Annotated in this window: 14 protein-coding genes; 6 read left to right on the top strand and 8 right to left on the bottom strand. The window is 60.0% G+C overall.

Features of this window, described 5'->3' with window-relative positions:
- The first annotated feature begins 89 nt into the window (after positions 1-89).
- Positions 90-746, top strand: a complete 657-nt coding sequence (locus tag G5229_RS18950) for an OmpA family lipoprotein (RefSeq protein ID WP_005339468.1) — start codon at positions 90-92, stop codon at positions 744-746.
- A gap of 144 nt (positions 747-890) precedes the next feature.
- On the opposite strand, the gene G5229_RS18945 is transcribed toward G5229_RS18950, so the two are convergent.
- Together G5229_RS18945 and tusA are read right to left on the bottom strand one after the other, a co-directional pair.
- Entirely contained in the window at positions 891-1,238 is a 348-nt protein-coding gene (locus G5229_RS18945) for a RidA family protein (protein WP_201991043.1), read from the bottom strand.
- Positions 1,239-1,259: 21 nt separating this feature from the next.
- Positions 1,260-1,505 (bottom strand): sulfurtransferase TusA, encoded by a 246-nt coding sequence (gene tusA, locus G5229_RS18940; protein ID WP_227341650.1) that lies wholly within the window; start codon positions 1,503-1,505, stop codon positions 1,260-1,262.
- A 279-nt stretch (positions 1,506-1,784) separates the two neighbouring features.
- Here tusA and G5229_RS18935 point away from each other — a divergent pair, with 279 nt between their 5' ends.
- Positions 1,785-1,976, top strand: coding sequence for a hypothetical protein (locus tag G5229_RS18935; RefSeq protein WP_005339471.1), 192 nt, complete (start codon positions 1,785-1,787; stop codon positions 1,974-1,976).
- A 75-nt stretch (positions 1,977-2,051) separates the two neighbouring features.
- On the opposite strand, the gene G5229_RS18930 is transcribed toward G5229_RS18935, so the two are convergent.
- From G5229_RS18930 to G5229_RS18905, 6 genes are all read right to left on the bottom strand, one after another.
- Positions 2,052-3,290, bottom strand: a complete 1,239-nt coding sequence (locus G5229_RS18930; protein ID WP_064339027.1) for an ABC transporter substrate-binding protein — start codon at positions 3,288-3,290, stop codon at positions 2,052-2,054.
- A 4-nt stretch (positions 3,291-3,294) separates the two neighbouring features.
- Positions 3,295-4,740: an ATP-binding protein gene (locus tag G5229_RS18925; protein ID WP_005339474.1), complete on the bottom strand. Its 1,446-nt coding sequence runs from the start codon at positions 4,738-4,740 to the stop codon at positions 3,295-3,297.
- Positions 4,737-5,459, bottom strand: coding sequence for a response regulator (locus G5229_RS18920; protein WP_005339475.1), 723 nt, complete (start codon positions 5,457-5,459; stop codon positions 4,737-4,739). Before G5229_RS18920 ends, G5229_RS18925 begins: the two co-directional genes overlap by 4 nt.
- A 278-nt stretch (positions 5,460-5,737) precedes the next feature.
- Positions 5,738-6,901: an acetyl-CoA C-acyltransferase FadA gene (fadA, locus tag G5229_RS18915; RefSeq protein ID WP_005342451.1), complete on the bottom strand. Its 1,164-nt coding sequence runs from the start codon at positions 6,899-6,901 to the stop codon at positions 5,738-5,740.
- A 21-nt stretch (positions 6,902-6,922) separates the two neighbouring features.
- Positions 6,923-9,070, bottom strand: a complete 2,148-nt coding sequence (gene fadB, locus G5229_RS18910; protein WP_421210043.1) for a fatty acid oxidation complex subunit alpha FadB — start codon at positions 9,068-9,070, stop codon at positions 6,923-6,925.
- A 204-nt stretch (positions 9,071-9,274) separates the two neighbouring features.
- Positions 9,275-11,212 carry an acetoacetate--CoA ligase gene (locus tag G5229_RS18905; protein ID WP_421210041.1) on the bottom strand — a complete coding sequence of 646 codons (1,938 nt, stop codon included), beginning with the start codon at positions 11,210-11,212 and terminating at the stop codon, positions 9,275-9,277.
- A gap of 191 nt (positions 11,213-11,403) precedes the next feature.
- Between G5229_RS18905 and pepQ the strand changes: the two genes are divergently transcribed.
- From pepQ to hemG, 4 genes are read left to right on the top strand one after another with little or no spacing between them, the layout of a single operon-like run.
- Positions 11,404-12,726, top strand: a complete 1,323-nt coding sequence (gene pepQ / locus G5229_RS18900; RefSeq protein ID WP_421210039.1) for a Xaa-Pro dipeptidase — start codon at positions 11,404-11,406, stop codon at positions 12,724-12,726.
- The gene (locus G5229_RS18895) at positions 12,726-13,343 is read left to right on the top strand and encodes a YigZ family protein (RefSeq protein ID WP_106844541.1); all 618 of its coding nucleotides are present in this window, start codon (positions 12,726-12,728) and stop codon (positions 13,341-13,343) included. Before pepQ ends, G5229_RS18895 begins: the two co-directional genes overlap by 1 nt.
- Before the next feature lie 36 nt (positions 13,344-13,379).
- Complete coding sequence (locus G5229_RS18890; RefSeq protein ID WP_421210037.1) at positions 13,380-14,837, top strand: TrkH family potassium uptake protein; 1,458 nt, start codon at positions 13,380-13,382, stop codon at positions 14,835-14,837.
- Positions 14,838-14,844: 7 nt separating this feature from the next.
- Entirely contained in the window at positions 14,845-15,369 is a 525-nt protein-coding gene (gene hemG, locus G5229_RS18885; RefSeq protein ID WP_005339483.1) for a menaquinone-dependent protoporphyrinogen IX dehydrogenase, read from the top strand.
- The last annotated feature ends 209 nt before the right edge of the window (positions 15,370-15,578 follow it).

Raw genomic sequence — 15,578 nt, 5'->3', positions numbered from 1 at the left:
GATTCAGGCTTGCGTCAGACAATGGCGTGCCAGCGCGTTACAATCCGGCCCCCGGCATGGTGCCGGATTGTTTTCACAGAGGTTTTTTCATGCGAGCCAAGATCCTGGTGCCTGCTCTGGCACTGACCGTTGCCCTGAGCGGCTGTACCACCAACCCCTACACAGGTGAATCCCAGACCTCCAAAGGTGCCTGGGGCGCGCTGGCTGGCGCCGCTGCCGGTGCGGCCGTAGGTGCGCTCTCCTCCAGCAAGGGTGACCGCAAGAAGGGCATCCTGACCGGTGTTGCTGCCGGCGCAGCGCTGGGTGGCGGTATCGGCTACTACATGGACGTGCAGGAAGCCAAGCTGCGCGAGAAGCTGCAGGGCACCGGCGTCAGTGTGACCCGCAATGGCAATGAGCTGATCCTCAACATGCCGAACAACGTCACCTTCGACAGCTCCAGCTCCCAGCTGAAAGCGGCCGGTGCCAACACCCTCTCCGGCGTGGCCATGGTCGTTGCCGAGTTCGACAAGACCCGCCTGAACGTGGTCGGTCACACAGACAGCACAGGTTCCCGCGACCTGAACATGAAGCTCTCCCGCGATCGTGCCGATGCCGTTGCCGCCCAGCTGATTGGTCAGGGCGTAGCAGGTAGCCGCATCTCCACCACCGGCGTGGGCCCAGATCAGCCGGTTGCTACCAACAGCACCGCCGCTGGCAAAGCCCAGAACCGTCGCGTGACCATTACCCTGACCCCGACCGCCTAAGTCGTTCAGGTTTCGGTAACGAAAAGGCCCCGCCAGTGATGGCGGGGCCTTTCTATTGGCGCTTTGGCGAGCAATGACGCCTTGTTGTTTGCTCCCTTCTCCCCTCGTGGGAGAAGGGACGGGGATGAGGGGGATAAGCGCCTCTTAGACAGCGGCAGTCAGCTGTACTTCGACCTTGTAGCCTTCGTGGGCGAGGCGGGCTTGTACGCAGGCGCGCACGGGTGCGGTGCCAGCCGGGATCCAGGCATCCCACAGCTCGTTGAAGGCAGCGATGTCCTGAATGTCTTTGAGATAGATATTGGCCATCAGGATCTTGTCGACGCCGGAGCCGTTGGCTTCCAGCAGGCGTTGCAGGCTCTCAAGCACTTCGCGGGTCTGCTGGTGGATGTCGGCCTCTTCGCTGACGGGCACTTCCACCACGTAGAGGGTGCCATTGTGGATGACCACGTCTGACCAACGCTGGGTGGTGCCGATTCGGGTAATGGTTGTCATGGAGTGCTCCGGTACGGGGGCTTATTGACCCTTGCGGATCAGATAGCGGTAGGGGGCCTGCTCTGTCTCGCTGGCGACCAGGGTGTGATCCATAAAGCGGCAGAAACTGGGGATGTCGCGGGTGGTTGAAGGATCGTCGGCACTGACCAGCAGGGTCTCGCCATCCGCCATCAGCCGCACTTTCTTGCGAACCATCATAACGGGTTCCGGGCAACGAAGCCCGATTGCGTCCAACTCGTGGGTTGCGCCGCAGAATAAATTACTCATTAATAATCAACCTTCAGCCGCACTTTCTTGCGAGCTATCGTCACGGGTTCCGGGCAACGAAGCCCGATTGCGTCCAACTCGTGAGTCGCGCCGCAGAATAAATCACTCATCTATTATCAACCTTCAACCTATTCGGCTGCCAATGATACTCAGGGCTAAAAAATAATCAAATAAACGCCCCATCAACCAGCATATGTAACCGAAATGTTATTCTGCCCTATCCAGCTTGCGCCGGACGAGTAATATAAAAATTGAACCATATTCAACAAGGAGGTGAATATGCAGGTCTCCTACGGCAGATTACAGGCCTATGCAGGCATGGGGTTTTTGTCCTTCGCCATGATAGTGATGGGCAGCCCGATCGGGAATACCGGTACCTGGTTCGGCTCCATGGTGATGGTCGGGTTGGGGCTCTGGATCGAGCTCAGCGATTACTATGACGAGGATGAGGACGAGAACGATCAATCCTGAATCGGATGACGATTCAACAACAAAGGCGGAGCTATTCCGCCTTTGTCATTTCTGCCGTTTGGCAATGTGCCCGGATCAGCGGGTCGAGCGCATCGCCCGCTCCAGATGCAGCGCCGTCTGCTCCGGGTTGGCCTTGGGATCGTTGAAGAAGTTGCTCAGCACATCGAGGATCGCCTGCCGCATATTGGTCGGCGTCGCCATCCCTTCTGCCATGCTGGGCAGCAGGTTGTCCTGCTTTTCCGCCAGCAGGAAGTCCTGATAGGAACGGACGGCGCAGCGGTCGAACTTGCTCATGTCGGGATTGGTCAGCGCCGGGATCGACCCCTTCACCCGATTGAACTCCTCCTGGAATTTCGGCGTCATCAGCAGTTGGGCCAGATCCCCCTGCGCCTGCAACTGGGCCGGATCCCGCTGTTTGAACATGGCGATGGAGTCGAGATTGTAGCTGAACAGTCCGGCGCTGCCCGGGCTCGGCAGACAGGCGATATCCTCACCCGGCCGGTAGTTGCCCGCGCTCAGTTCACCCTTCACCCAGTCCCCCATCACCTGCATGGCGGCGCCACCGCTCTCCAGCAGATTGGTGGCCTGATGCCACTTCAGACCGGCGTATTTTTGCGGCACATAGGCGCGCAGCTGCTGGAAGCGGGTCAGCACCCGCACCATGTCGGGGCCGGTCAGGGTGGCGCTGTCCTGCTCGAGGAACGCCTTGCGATAGAATTCTTTACCGCCCTCACCGAGTGCCACCGTTTCAAACAGTACCGCCAGCTGCCAGGGCTCGTTACCGATGGCGAGCGGGGTGATGCCCCGTTTTTTAAGCTGGTCGGCGACGGTGACAAACTGGGCCCAGTCGGTGGGTGGAGTCAACTTGTTGCGCTCGAAGATCTTGCGGTTGAGCCACAGCCAGTTGACCCGGTGGATGCCGGTGGGCACCGCCATCAGGGCGCCATTCTGGCTGAGGGTGGCACGCACCATGGGCGGCATCTGGCTGTACCAGCCGAGGTGTTCGGCCATCGGGCTGAGATCGCGCAAAAAGCCCAGCCCGGCCCACTCCTTGAGCTCATAGCCCTTGAGGTGGGCCGCTTCTGGCGGGTTGGCGGCCAATGCCCGGCTCTTCAATACCGTCATGGCGCTCTTGCCGCCGCCGCCCTGCACTGCAAAGTCGTTCCACTGGTTGCCCTGTTTGGTCCACTCGGATTTGAGCACTTCGACCGCTTTCGCTTCGCCGCCGGATGTCCACCAGTGCAGCACTTCCACCTGGGAGGCGGCAACGGGAGCAGAGAGCAGGGCGATGACAGAAAAAGACAACCACTTCATAAGGTTACTGCCTTGGTAGGGAGAGCGTGGCCTGCAGGCCACCTTGCGGACGGTTTTCCAGCACCAGATCGCCGCCGTGGGCGTGGGCTATGTTGCGGGCGATGCCAAGGCCGAGGCCGGTGCCAGCCTGATCCGTGCTGAGCCGGTAATAGGGTTCGAAGATACGCTCGAACTGGTCGTCCGGCAGGCCGGGGCCCTCATCCATGATGAAGAGGATCAGCATCTCCTCGTCATCCATGATGATGATGCGCACCCGCTGGCCGTACTTGATGCCGTTGTCCACCAGATTGCCGATGCAGCGTTTGAGCGCCAGCAGCTTGCCGCGATAGGGCCACTTGCAGTGGCCTTCGATGGTCAGCCGCTCGTCGTGCAGGTTCATCGACTCCGCCATCTGCTCCAGCAGGGCATTGATGTCGATCTCCTCGATATTCTCGTGAATGTCGGTCTCTTTGACCGTCTGCAGCGCCCCTTTCACCATCAGCTCCAGTTCGTCGAGATCCTTGTTGAACTTGGCGATTTGCACCTCGTCGTCGAGCAGTTCGACCCGCAGCCGCAGCCGAGTGATGGGGGTTTTGAGGTCGTGGGAAATCGAGCTGAACAGCCGCTCTCTATCGTCGATATAGCGACGGATGCGGTGCTGCATGATGTTGAAGGCGCGGGTCGCCGCCACGATTTCCGATGCCCCTTCCTCCTTGAGCGAAGGCTGATCGATATCTTTGCCGAGATTGACCGCCGCCTTGGCGAGACGGCGCAGCGGGCGGGTCTGCCAGCGCACCAGCATAAAGGTGAAGAAGCAGAGGAACACCGTCATCAGGGCGATGAAACGCACCTGGTTGCTCGGCATCACGGTATCGTCGAGGGTCATGTAGGGGGCGGGCAGCAGGGCCGCCAGATAGAGCCACTCCCCCTTTTCAATCTCGATCTGGGTCACCAGTACCGGTGGATTGAGCGGCTCCAGCGACAGGGTGTAGCGGGCCCAGGAGGAGGGAAGATCCGCCAGCAGGGTGTCGTTGTTGAAGACGTGGAGGTCATCGGGCCGGGAGAAATCCACCTTGATCGCCATGGCGTCGGAGAGCTTGCGGGTCAGCACTCCCTGCACCTCCTCCAGCACCTGTGTCTTGCGTTCGCTGTCGGGGATGGCGTTGATGTGGATCTCTTCCTCGTTGAGCGAGACGAAGAAGCGGCTGCCCCCCATGTTGCGCAGCTGGTCCAGCGCGATATGGCGATACTGTAGCGGCAGGGATTTGAAGAAGTTGACGGTGGAGGCGGCAGACATGGCGAGGTTGCGGGTGGTGCTGAGCATCCCCTCCAGTTCCCGCTTCTGGATCTGTTGCATCCAGATGCCGGTCAGAATGGTCTGGGAGAGCAGGATGGCCAGCAACAGCAGCAGGATCATCCGTGACAACAGGGAGCGGGGTACCAGCGCCCCCCAGGACCACTTGTTGCTCATGGCAGCTCGTGCACCTCGGCAATCAGCATGTAGCCACTGCCGCGAATGGTCTTGATGATGCGCGGGCTCTTGCCGTTGTCGCCCAGCTTCTGGCGCAGACGGCTGATCTGCACGTCGATGCCGCGCTCCATCGGCAGACTTTCGCGACCGCGGGTGGCATCCGAGATGGTGTCGCGATCCAGCACCACGCCGGGCTGTTGCAGGAACATGCCGAGCAGCATGGCATCGCTGCCGGAGAGATCTAGCAGGCTGCCATCGTCATGGGTCAGCTGGTGGCTCAGGGTGTCGAGGGTCCACTCGGCAAAACGCAGGCGGCGGCTCGGCTCTTTCTCTTTTTCCGGCTGGCGGAATTCGGCGCGGCGCAGCAGCGCCTTGATGCGGGCCTGCAGTTCGCGGGGGCTGAACGGCTTGGCGATATAGTCGTCGGCGCCGAGTTCGAGGCCGATCACCCGATCCGCTTCGTCGGAGGCGGCGGTCAGCATGATGATGGGCACCTGGGAGTCACGACGGATCTGCTGGCAGAGGGTAAAACCGTCCTCGCCGGGCATCATGATGTCCAGAATAATCAGGTCCGGGCTGTGCTGGGCGAGTTGCTGACGCATCTCGTTGCCCTCCGCCGCCGTCAATACCTGAAAGCCCGCCCGGGTCAGGTACTCATTGAGCAGCTCGCGGATCTCTTGGTCGTCATCGACGATCAGCAGTTGTTTGCTCATTGACATATGTATGTGCATCCACCCATTTTTTTGTGCAGATTGAACCTGTCGGGGGAGTAAAAAGCAAGCAAGCCCCCTATCTAATGTGAGGTTTAAGGCAATAACAGCCTATTGATAAGATTAAAACGAAAAAAGGCCGACCCAAACGGGACGGCCAACAGACAGCTTCTGACCACTGACGAGCACCCCGTGTGGCGATCGTCACAGACTTGAAAAGGGGCCAGTCAGACTGGCCCCGAAAAGGGACAACTCTCAGTAGTGCATCCCGTCGATCCGGTTGGTTATCACACCCGTTCAAACACGGTGGCGATGCCCTGACCCAGACCGATACACATGGTGGCAACCCCCAGGGTGGCATCCTTCTCCTCCATCAGATTGATGAGGGTGGTGGAGATGCGGGCGCCGGAGCAGCCAAGCGGGTGACCCAGGGCAATGGCGCCACCGTTCAGGTTTACCTTCTCGTCCACCAGATCCTGCAGACCCAGATCCTTCACGCAGGGCAGGGACTGGGCGGCAAACGCCTCGTTCAGCTCGAACAGGTCGATATCACCGACAGTCAGACCGGCACGTTTGAGCGCCTTCTGGGTGGCCGGCACCGGGCCGTAACCCATGATGGCGGCGTCACAGCCAGCGATGGCCATGGCACGTACCTTGGCGCGCGGCGTGAGGCCGAGGGCCTTGGCGCGATCCGCGCTCATCACCAGCATGGCGGCTGCGCCATCGGACAGGGCCGAGGAGCTACCGGCGGTGACGGTGCCGTTGACCGGATCAAACACCGGGCGCAGCTGGCTCAGGGTTTCGACCGTGGTCTCCGGGCGGATCACCTCGTCATAGTCGTAGAAGAAGCGGGCGCCGCTGGCGTCATGGCCTTCCAGCCCGACGATCTCCTTGGCAAAACGCCCTTCCACGGTTGCTGCGTGGGCGCGGCGGTGGGAGCGGGCGGCAAACTCGTCCTGCTGCTGACGGCTGATGCCGTGCAGCTTGCCGAGCATCTCGGCGGTCAGTCCCATCATGCCGGAGGCTTTCGCCACCGACTTGGCCATGCCCGGGTGGAAGTCGACGCCGTGGCTCATCGGCACGTGACCCATGTGCTCAACGCCGCCGATGATGAAGATATCCCCATCACCTACCTGAATGGCGCGGGAGGCGTCATGCAGCGCCTGCATACTGGAGCCGCACAGACGGTTGACGGTGACCGCCCCCACCTGCTTCGGAATGCCGGCCAGCAAGGCGGCGTTGCGGGCGATGTTGAAGCCCTGCTCCAGGGTCTGCTGCACGCAGCCCCAGTAGATATCCTCGATCTCGTTCGGGTCGAGGTTGGGGTTGCGCAGCAGGATGGATTTCATCAGGTGCGCGGACAGATCTTCTGCACGCACGTTGCGGAAGGCGCCGCCCTTGGACCGGCCCATCGGGGTCCGGATACAGTCGACAATGACTACGTCTTTCATGAATGGATCTCCTTTCCGCAATCAGTAGAAGGTTTTGCCTTGGGCGGCCATCTCGCGTAAGCGGTCGCTGACGCGGTAGAGCGGGCCCAAGTCGGCATACTGGTCGGCCATGGCCACGTAGCGATCCAGACCAATGGTGTCCAGATAGCGGAACACGCCGCCGCGGAAGGGAGGGAAGCCCAGACCGTAGACCAGCGCGATGTCGGCTTCGGCTGGCGTGGCGACTATGCCCTCTTCCAGACAGAGCACCACCTCGTTGATCATCGGGATCATCATGCGGGCGATGATGGCGTCCTTGTCGAAATCCTGTTTCGGCTTGGCAATGGGGGCCAGCAGCTCGTAGCTAGCTGCGTCAGCCACCTTCTTCGGCTTGCCCTTCTTGTCCTGCTCGTAGGCGTAGAAGCCCTTGCCGTTCTTCTGACCGAAGCGGTTCACTTCGTACATCACGTCGATGGCGGTGCGACCTTCCTTGCTCATGCGCGCCGGGAAGCCCTGCGCCATCACGTCACCGGCATGGTGACCGGTGTCGATGCCGACCACATCCAGCAGGTAGGCGGGGCCCATCGGCCAGCCAAACTCTTTCTCCATTACCTTGTCGACGGCGGCGAAGTCGGCGCCATCGGCGACCAGCTTGTTGAAGCCGAAGAAGTAGGGGAACAGTACCCGGTTGACGAAGAAGCCCGGGCAGTCGTTGACCACGACCGGGGACTTGCCCATGGCGGCAGCATAGGCCACCACGCGGTTGATGATTTCATCGGAGGTCTGCTCGCCGCGGATGATCTCCACCAGTGGCATGCGGTGCACCGGGTTGAAGAAGTGCATGCCGCAGAAGTTCTGCGGGCGCTTCAGCCCTTTGGCCAGCAGGGAGATGGGAATGGTGGAGGTGTTGCTGGCGAGCACGGCGTCTTCGCCAATGATCCCTTCCACTTCGCCCAGTACGGCGGCTTTCACCTTGGGATTCTCGACCACGGCTTCGACCACTACGTCCGCGCCTTTGACGTTGTCATAGCTGAGGGTCGGGGTAATGGCGGAGAGCACCTGGCCCATCTTGATGCCATCGATGCGGCCCTTCTCGAGCTGGCCGTTGAGCAGCTTGGTGGCTTCGCCCATGCCAAGTGCCAGCGCCTTCTCATTGATGTCCTTCATCACCGCCGGAATGCCCTTGCTGGCAGACTGGTAGGCGATGCCGCCCCCCATGATGCCGGCACCCAGTACGGCAGCATGGCCAGTGGCCTTGCTCGCCTGCTTGGCCGCCTTCTTGGCCAGCGCCTTGATGTGCTGATCATTCAGGAAGATGCCGACCAGCGCTTTGGCCACGTCGGTTTTAGCCAGCTTGATAAAGCCCTGTGCCTCGACGGCCAGCGCCTCGTCACGGCCCATGCCTGCGGCGGTCTCGACAGTTTTCACCGCAGTCATCGGCGCCGGATAGTGTTTGCCCGCCACGGCGGCAACCATGCCGGCGGCGGTGGTGAAACTCATCATGGCTTCCAGTTTGGAGAGGCGCAGCGGCGCTTTCTTGGCGGCGCGACGGCTCTGCCAGTCCAGCTTGCCCGCGATGGCGTCCTTAATCATCTGCAGCGCTGCGCTCTGCAGTGCGTCGGGGGCGACCACGGCATCGATGGCGCCCACCTTGAGGGCGTCATCGGCACGGTAATCCTTGCCGGTGGTGATCCACTCGAGCGCGTTGTCAGCGCCGATCACCCGCGGCAGACGGACGGTGCCGCCAAAGCCCGGCATGATGCCGAGTTTGGTCTCGGGCAGGCCAATCTTGGCGCTGGTGTCAGCCAGACGGAAGTCGGTGGAGAGAATGGTCTCGCAGCCGCCGCCCAAGGCGTGGCCCTTGATGGCGGAGAGGGTCGGAACCGGCAGATCTTCGATGGCATTGAAGATGTCGTTGGCCTTTTTCAGCCAGCCGAGCAGATCTTCTTGCGGCAGATCGAACAGTTCCAGGAATTCGGTAATGTCGGCACCGACGATAAAGGCGTCTTTGCCGGAGGTGAGGATCAGACCTTTTAGTTCACGTTCTTGTTGTAATGCGGCGATCGCTTCGCTCAGGGAGAGCAGGGTAGCGCGATCCAGCTTGTTGACTGAACCCGGGGCATCAAACCTCAGTTCGGCAATGCCGTTTTCGAGGTAGCTGACCGACAGGGTTTCGCCTTGGTAGATCATGAGAGTGTCTCCTTGTTCCCACTCAGTGGGGAGTGGTGCTCCTTAATCCCCAGCAGGGGGCGAGGCTCACTATTGATCCAAAAGGAGACATTTTCAACACCTATTTAAAACATTTGTTTAACAGTTGTCGAGTAAAAGCTCCTCATCACAAAACGGGCAAAAGAGAGGCGCCTTGTGGCGCCTCGGATGAATATGAGTTTGTTATCAACTGGCCAGTTCCGGCCTGTTGCGATACTGGTTCAGCACCTCGGGATCGGCGAGGGCATGGGTATTGTTGACCGGTCGGTTGTGTACCACTTCCCGCACCGCCAGTTCGACGATCTTGCCGGACTTGGTGCGGGGGATGGCATCCACCTGCAGGATGCGGGCGGGCACGTGGCGGGCGGTGCAGTGCTGTTTTATCTGCTGGCGGATCCGTTCGCGCAGCGGCTCGTCCAGCTTGCAGCCCGCCTTGAGCTTGACGAACAGCACCACCCGCTCGTCCTGCTGCCACTGCTGGCCGATGACGATGCTCTCCTCCACCTCGTCGAGTTGTTCGACATAGCGGTAGATCTCGCTGGTGCCGATACGCACGCCGCCCGGGTTGAGGGTGGCGTCGGAGCGGCCATAGAACAGAATGCCGCCGGTCGGGGTCAGCTCGATCCAGTCGCCGTGACACCAGATGTTGTCGAACCGTTCGAAGTAGGCGGCGTGGTATTTGTCGCCATTTTCGTCGCCCCAGAAGTAGATGGGCTGAGCCGGGAACGGCTTGGTGCAGACCAGCTCGCCCTTCTCCCCCTGCACCGGCTGGCCCGCTTCGTTGAATACCTGCACCGCGAGACCGAGGCCGCGCCCCTGACTCTCGCCGCGATAGACAGGGCTGAGCGGGTTGCCGATGACGAAGCAGGAGCAGATATCGGTGCCGCCGGAGATGGAGCTGAGCTGCACATCCTGCTTTATCTGCTGGTAGACGTAGTCGAACCCCTCCGGCGACAGCACAGATCCGGTGCTGCAGATCAGCCGCAAGTGCGGTAAGTCGTGGGTCTTGATGGGGGCGTAACCCTGCTTGTGCAGCGCATCGAGATACTTGGCCGAGGTACCGAACAAGCTGACCTGCTCGTCGCGGGCGAGATCCCACAGCACGTTGCCATCCGGGTAAAACGGCGAGCCGTCATAGAGCACCAGGGTGGCGCCGGAGGCGAGGGCGCTCACCAGCCAGTTCCACATCATCCAGCCACAGGTGGTGAAGTAGAAGATCCGCTCCCCCGGCTTGATATCGCAGTGCAGCTGGTGCTCTTTCAGATGTTGCAGCAGGGTGCCGCCGATGCCGTGCACGATGCACTTGGGTTTGCCGGTGGTGCCAGAGGAGTAGAGGATATAGAGCGGGTCATTGAAAGCCATCGGCTCGAAGGTGAGCTGGGCATCGTGCTGGCTTGCCAGCAGTTGTTGCCAGTCGTGGCCAAGCTGCAACGGGTTGCCGAGCAGGGGGATCATCACCGTCTGCTCTATGCAGCCTAACTGGCTCACCACGCTGGCGACTTTCTGTTGAATGTCGATAGCCTTGCCGTTGTAGCGATAGCCATCCACCGCAAACAGCACTCGTGGTCGGGTCTGGCCGAAGCGCTCTACCACGCTGGCTTCACCGAAGTCGGGGCTGGTGGAGGTCCAGATCGCCCCTAGGCTGGTGGTTGCCAGCATGGCAACCACGGTTTCCGGAATATTGGGCAGGTAGGCGGCGACCACATCGCCGCGACCAATCCCCTGATGACGCAGCCACTGCGCCAGCCGGGCAACCTGATCACTCAGTTCACCCCAGCTAAGAGTACGGCTTGGACTCCCTTCGATACGGGAGATGATGGCCGGGCTCTCGTCCTGACGGCGCAGCAGGTTTTCGGCGAAGTTGAGGCTGCTGTCGGGGAACCAGCGGGTGCGCTGCATATCCTGACGGTTCTCCGCCACTATGTTGCCGAGCTCGCCCTTGACGCCGCAGTGCTGCCATACCAGCGGCCAGAAACGGGTGGTCTTCTCCACCGACCATTGATAAAGCTGCGGGTAGTTCTGCAACTGCAAGCCGTGGAAACGGTTCACCTCCGCCATAAAACGGTAGAGGTTGGATTGCTGCGTCCCGAGCGGATCCGGTTGCCACAGGCAGAGGTTGTCCATGAGTAATCCCTGACTTCATGTATCTACCGGCAGTGTATTGAATTGTTTCTGGTTTGTTAATGATTGGTTTTCTGTTGATAACAAACACGTTTGTAACGTATGCGTTACCTCACGAAGCGGCAGCTTGACGGGTCGAGCCGCCAAGCGCTTGATGTTATGCTGCAATCACATTCACCTCGGAGCAGGACGCCATGAGCAGCTATAGCCAACTTTTTGCCCAGCACCTCGATACCTTGCAGCAGCGCACCCGCGACATTCTGCAACAACAGGGGCTCAGCGGACTGGCCATCCACTCCGGCCAGACTCACCGTATCTTCCTCGATGATCAGGATTATCCGTTCAAGGTAAACCCGCACTTCAAGGCTTGGTTGCCGGTGCTGGACAATCCCCACTGCTGGCTGCTGGTGGACGGGGTGAACAAACCAATCCTGCTGTTCTACCGCCCGGTGGATTTCTGGCACAAGGTAGCGGATCTGCCCAACGCCTTCTGGGTCGAGTTCTTCGATATCCGTTTCCTGACCCGGCCGGAACTGGTGGCCGACCATCTACCTGCCAACAAGCAGGAGTGGGCCTACCTTGGCGGCCATCTGGAAGTGGCCGAGCTGCTGGGGGTGACCCAGCCCAATCCGGAGGCGGTGCTTAACTACCTGCACTATCACCGCGCCTACAAGACCCCCTACGAGCTGGAGTGTCTGCGCGAGGCGAACCGGATCGGGGTACGCGGCCATATCGCCGCCAAGGACTCCTTTATGGCGGGGGCGAGCGAGTTCGAGATTAATCTGGCCTACATGAAGGCGGTCGGGCAGGGGGCCAATGAGGCGCCCTACGGCAATATCGTCGCCATCAACCGCAACGCGGCCATCCTTCACTACACCCACTTGTCTGCCGTGCGGGTGCCCGATGCGGAGCGCCACTCCTTCCTGATCGATGCCGGTGTCGATTTCCACGGTTATGCCTCCGACATCACCCGCACCTGGGCGTGGCGGCGTGGCGAGTTTGCCGATCTGATTGCCGCCCTCGACGAGCAGCAGCAGGAGATCATCAAGGAGATCAAACCGGGTCGCCGCTACAGCGAGCTGCATCTGCAGATGCACCACAAGCTGGCGCGCCTGCTGCAAGCGACCGAGCTGGTGGATATGTCGGTAGACGAGATGATCAACACCGGGGTGACCAATGTCTTCTTCCCCCACGGCCTCGGCCACTTCCTCGGTTTGCAGGTGCACGATGCGGGTGGTTTCATGCAGGATGAGCGCGGCACCCATCTGGCGGCGCCCGAGCTGTTCCCCTATCTGCGCTGCACCCGGGTGATGGAGGTGGGTCAGGTGTTCACCATCGAGCCGGGGCTCTACTTCATCGACAGTTTGCTGGAGCCGCTGCGTCAGGGCGAACAGGGTAAGAGGGTCAACTGGAACAAGGTGGAGGCGCTGCGTCCGTTCGGCGGCATCCGCATCGAAGACAACGTGGTGCTGCACGCCAACGGGGTGGAGAACATGACCAGACAAGCAGGACTCTGATGGCGGCTGCGTACTCCATTCCGGCTGCTCCGCTGGAGTTGACCGAAGAGATAAAGAAGAGCCGCTTCATTACCCTGATCGCCCACACCCCGACCGTCGAGGCGGCCAAGGGGTGGGTCAACGAGATCAAACGCCAACATCCGGCCGCGCGCCATCACTGCTGGGCGTTTGTGGCGGGTGCGCCGCAAGATAGTCAGGTTTATGGCTTCAGCGATGACGGCGAACCTTCCGGTACTGCGGGCAAGCCGATCCTGGCCCAGTTGATGGGCTCGGGGCTCGGTGAAATCTGCGCCGTGGTAGTGCGTTACTACGGCGGCATCCAGCTTGGCACCGGTGGACTGGTCAAAGCCTATGGGGGCGGCGTCGGTGCCGCCCTCAAGCAACTGCCCACCCTGCTCAAGGTGCCACTCACTCCCTCTCTCATTCACTGCGATTACGGTGACATGGGGACGGTCGAGTCGCTGATCAGCAGCCATAATGGCGAATTGCTGGCGGCGGATTACGGTCAGCAGGTCACCTTGCAGGTGGCGTGGGAGTCCTCGGTTTGGGCTCAGGTGGACCGTGAATTGACCGACCGGACTCATGGGCGGGTATCCCTCAGCCCCTTAGATGGCTAGAATCCATCGCTCTTTAATTGGGGAAAGGGAGCTGTAATGCACATTCTGAGCATTATTCGCATTGTTGGCCTGCTGGTTGCGCTGTTCAGCTCGACCATGCTGTTGCCTGCACTGGTGGCTTTTGGCTATCGGGATGGTGGTGGTGCCGAGTTCGTCAGCTCTTTTCTGATCGCCCTGCTGCTCGGCGTGGTGCTCTGGTTTCCCAATCGCTATCACAAGAAGGAGATGCGCTCGAAAGAGGGCTTTCTGATTGTGGTGCTGTTCTGGACCGTGCTGGGCAGTGTGGGGGCTGTGCCCTTCATCATGAGCGATGTGCCGGATATGTCGGTCTCGGAGGCTTTCTTCGAATCTTTCTCCGGCCTGACCACCACTGGCGCAACGGTACTGACCGGGCTCGATAATCTGCCCAAGGCGTTTCTGTTCTATCGCCAGCTGCTGCAGTGGCTGGGGGGGATGGGGATCATCGTACTGGCAGTGGCCATTCTGCCACTGCTGGGGATCGGGGGTATGCAGCTCTATCGTGCCGAGATCCCGGGGCCGGTGAAGGATACCAAGGTGACGCCGCGCATCGCCGAAACGGCCAAGGCGCTCTGGTTCATCTATCTGCTGCTGACTGCGCTCTGTGCCTTGGCATACTGGCTCGCCGGAATGACGTTGTTCGATGCGGTTTGCCATTCGTTCTCGACGCTGTCGGTCGGTGGCTTCTCCACCCACGATGCCAGCATCGGTTTCTTCAACAGTCCGGTCATCAACCTGATTACCGTGGTGTTCCTGTTGCTGGCCAGCGTGAACTTTGCGCTCCACTTTACCGTCTTCTCCCACCGCCCGGTGCGGCTCGGGCGCTACCTTTACGATTCTGAACTCAAGGTGTTCCTGGCTATCCAGGCAACCTTGGTGATGATCTGCTTTGTCGCCTTGCTGACCCACGGACACTACGCCACCTGGCAAGAGGCGCTCAACCACGGGTTGTTTCAGGCGGTCTCTCTGGGTACCACCACCGGCTACAGCACCACTACCTATGCCGACTGGCCCTCGCTCCTGCCCATGCTGCTGATGTTTTCCGCCTTTATCGGCTGTTGTGCGGGCAGTACCGGCGGTGGCATCAAGGTGATGCGTTTTATGATCCTGTTCATGCAGGGGATGCGCGAGTTGAAGCGGCTGGTTCACCCCAGAGCCATCTATACCTTGAAGCTGGGGAATCGGGCGGTGCCCGAGCGCATCGTCGAGGCGGTGTGGGGCTACTTCGCCACCTATATTATTCTCTTCTTTATGTTCATGTTGCTTTTGCTGATGACGGGACTGAACGAAGTGACCGCATTCACCGCTGTGGCTGCGGCTTTCACCAACGTAGGCCCGGGTTTGGGAGAGGTATCAGCCAACTTCGGCAATATCTCGCCGGCGGCCCAGTGGGTACTGGTGTTGGCTATGTTGTTTGGTCGATTGGAAATTTTTACGCTTCTGGTACTGTTTACTCCTGCATTCTGGCGTAGTTGAGGTTGTTATGGACAAGATTCTGGTGCTTTATTCCTCTCGGGATGGCCAAACCCGCAAAATAGTCGATGTCATGCTGGAGCAGATGCCGGGATGCGAAGTGGTGATGCATGACCTGCATACCTTGCCGATGTGCAACCTCAGCAAGTATGCCAAGGTCTTGATCGGCGCCTCCATTCGTTATGGCAACTTCCACCCCAGCTTGTTCAGCTTTATTCACGCTCATCAGGAGCAGCTGGAGGTGGCCAATGCGGCCTTCTTCTGTGTCAACCTGACGGCCCGCAAGCCAGAGAAGCAGACGCCGCAAACCAATGCTTATATGAAGAAGTTCCTGCGCCTCTCCCCCTGGAAGCCGAAAACCCTGGGGGTGTTTGCCGGTGCGCTGCAATATTCCCGCTATAACTGGTGGCAGACGCGCATCATCCAGCTGATCATGAAGATTACCGGTGGCAGTACAGACACCAGTAAGGACATTGAATTTACCGATTGGGAAAAGGTGCGCAGCTTTGCACGCGAATTCTGGTCAAAAAGGTAGCTGTGTGATGTGAATTAAGGTTTTTTTGCCCGAAACAGCCCCGCCGATGCGGGGCTTTTGTTTAATAAAACAACGGTTAAACCTGAAAGTTGTAAAAAATGCCATTTTTTGCAGTTTTCCTCTTGTCATCCCGGCGCGGCTCCCTATAATGCGCCCCTACCAGCACGGCGGAACACGCCGAACTGATGAGCCAGCTTCCTAGCGAAGTG

It is taken from the genome of Aeromonas sp. 602396 (genome assembly GCF_049173735.1).
Classification (GTDB): Bacteria; Pseudomonadota; Gammaproteobacteria; order Enterobacterales; family Aeromonadaceae; genus Aeromonas; species Aeromonas veronii_A.
This window is presented reverse-complemented; position numbering and strand designations above follow the sequence as displayed.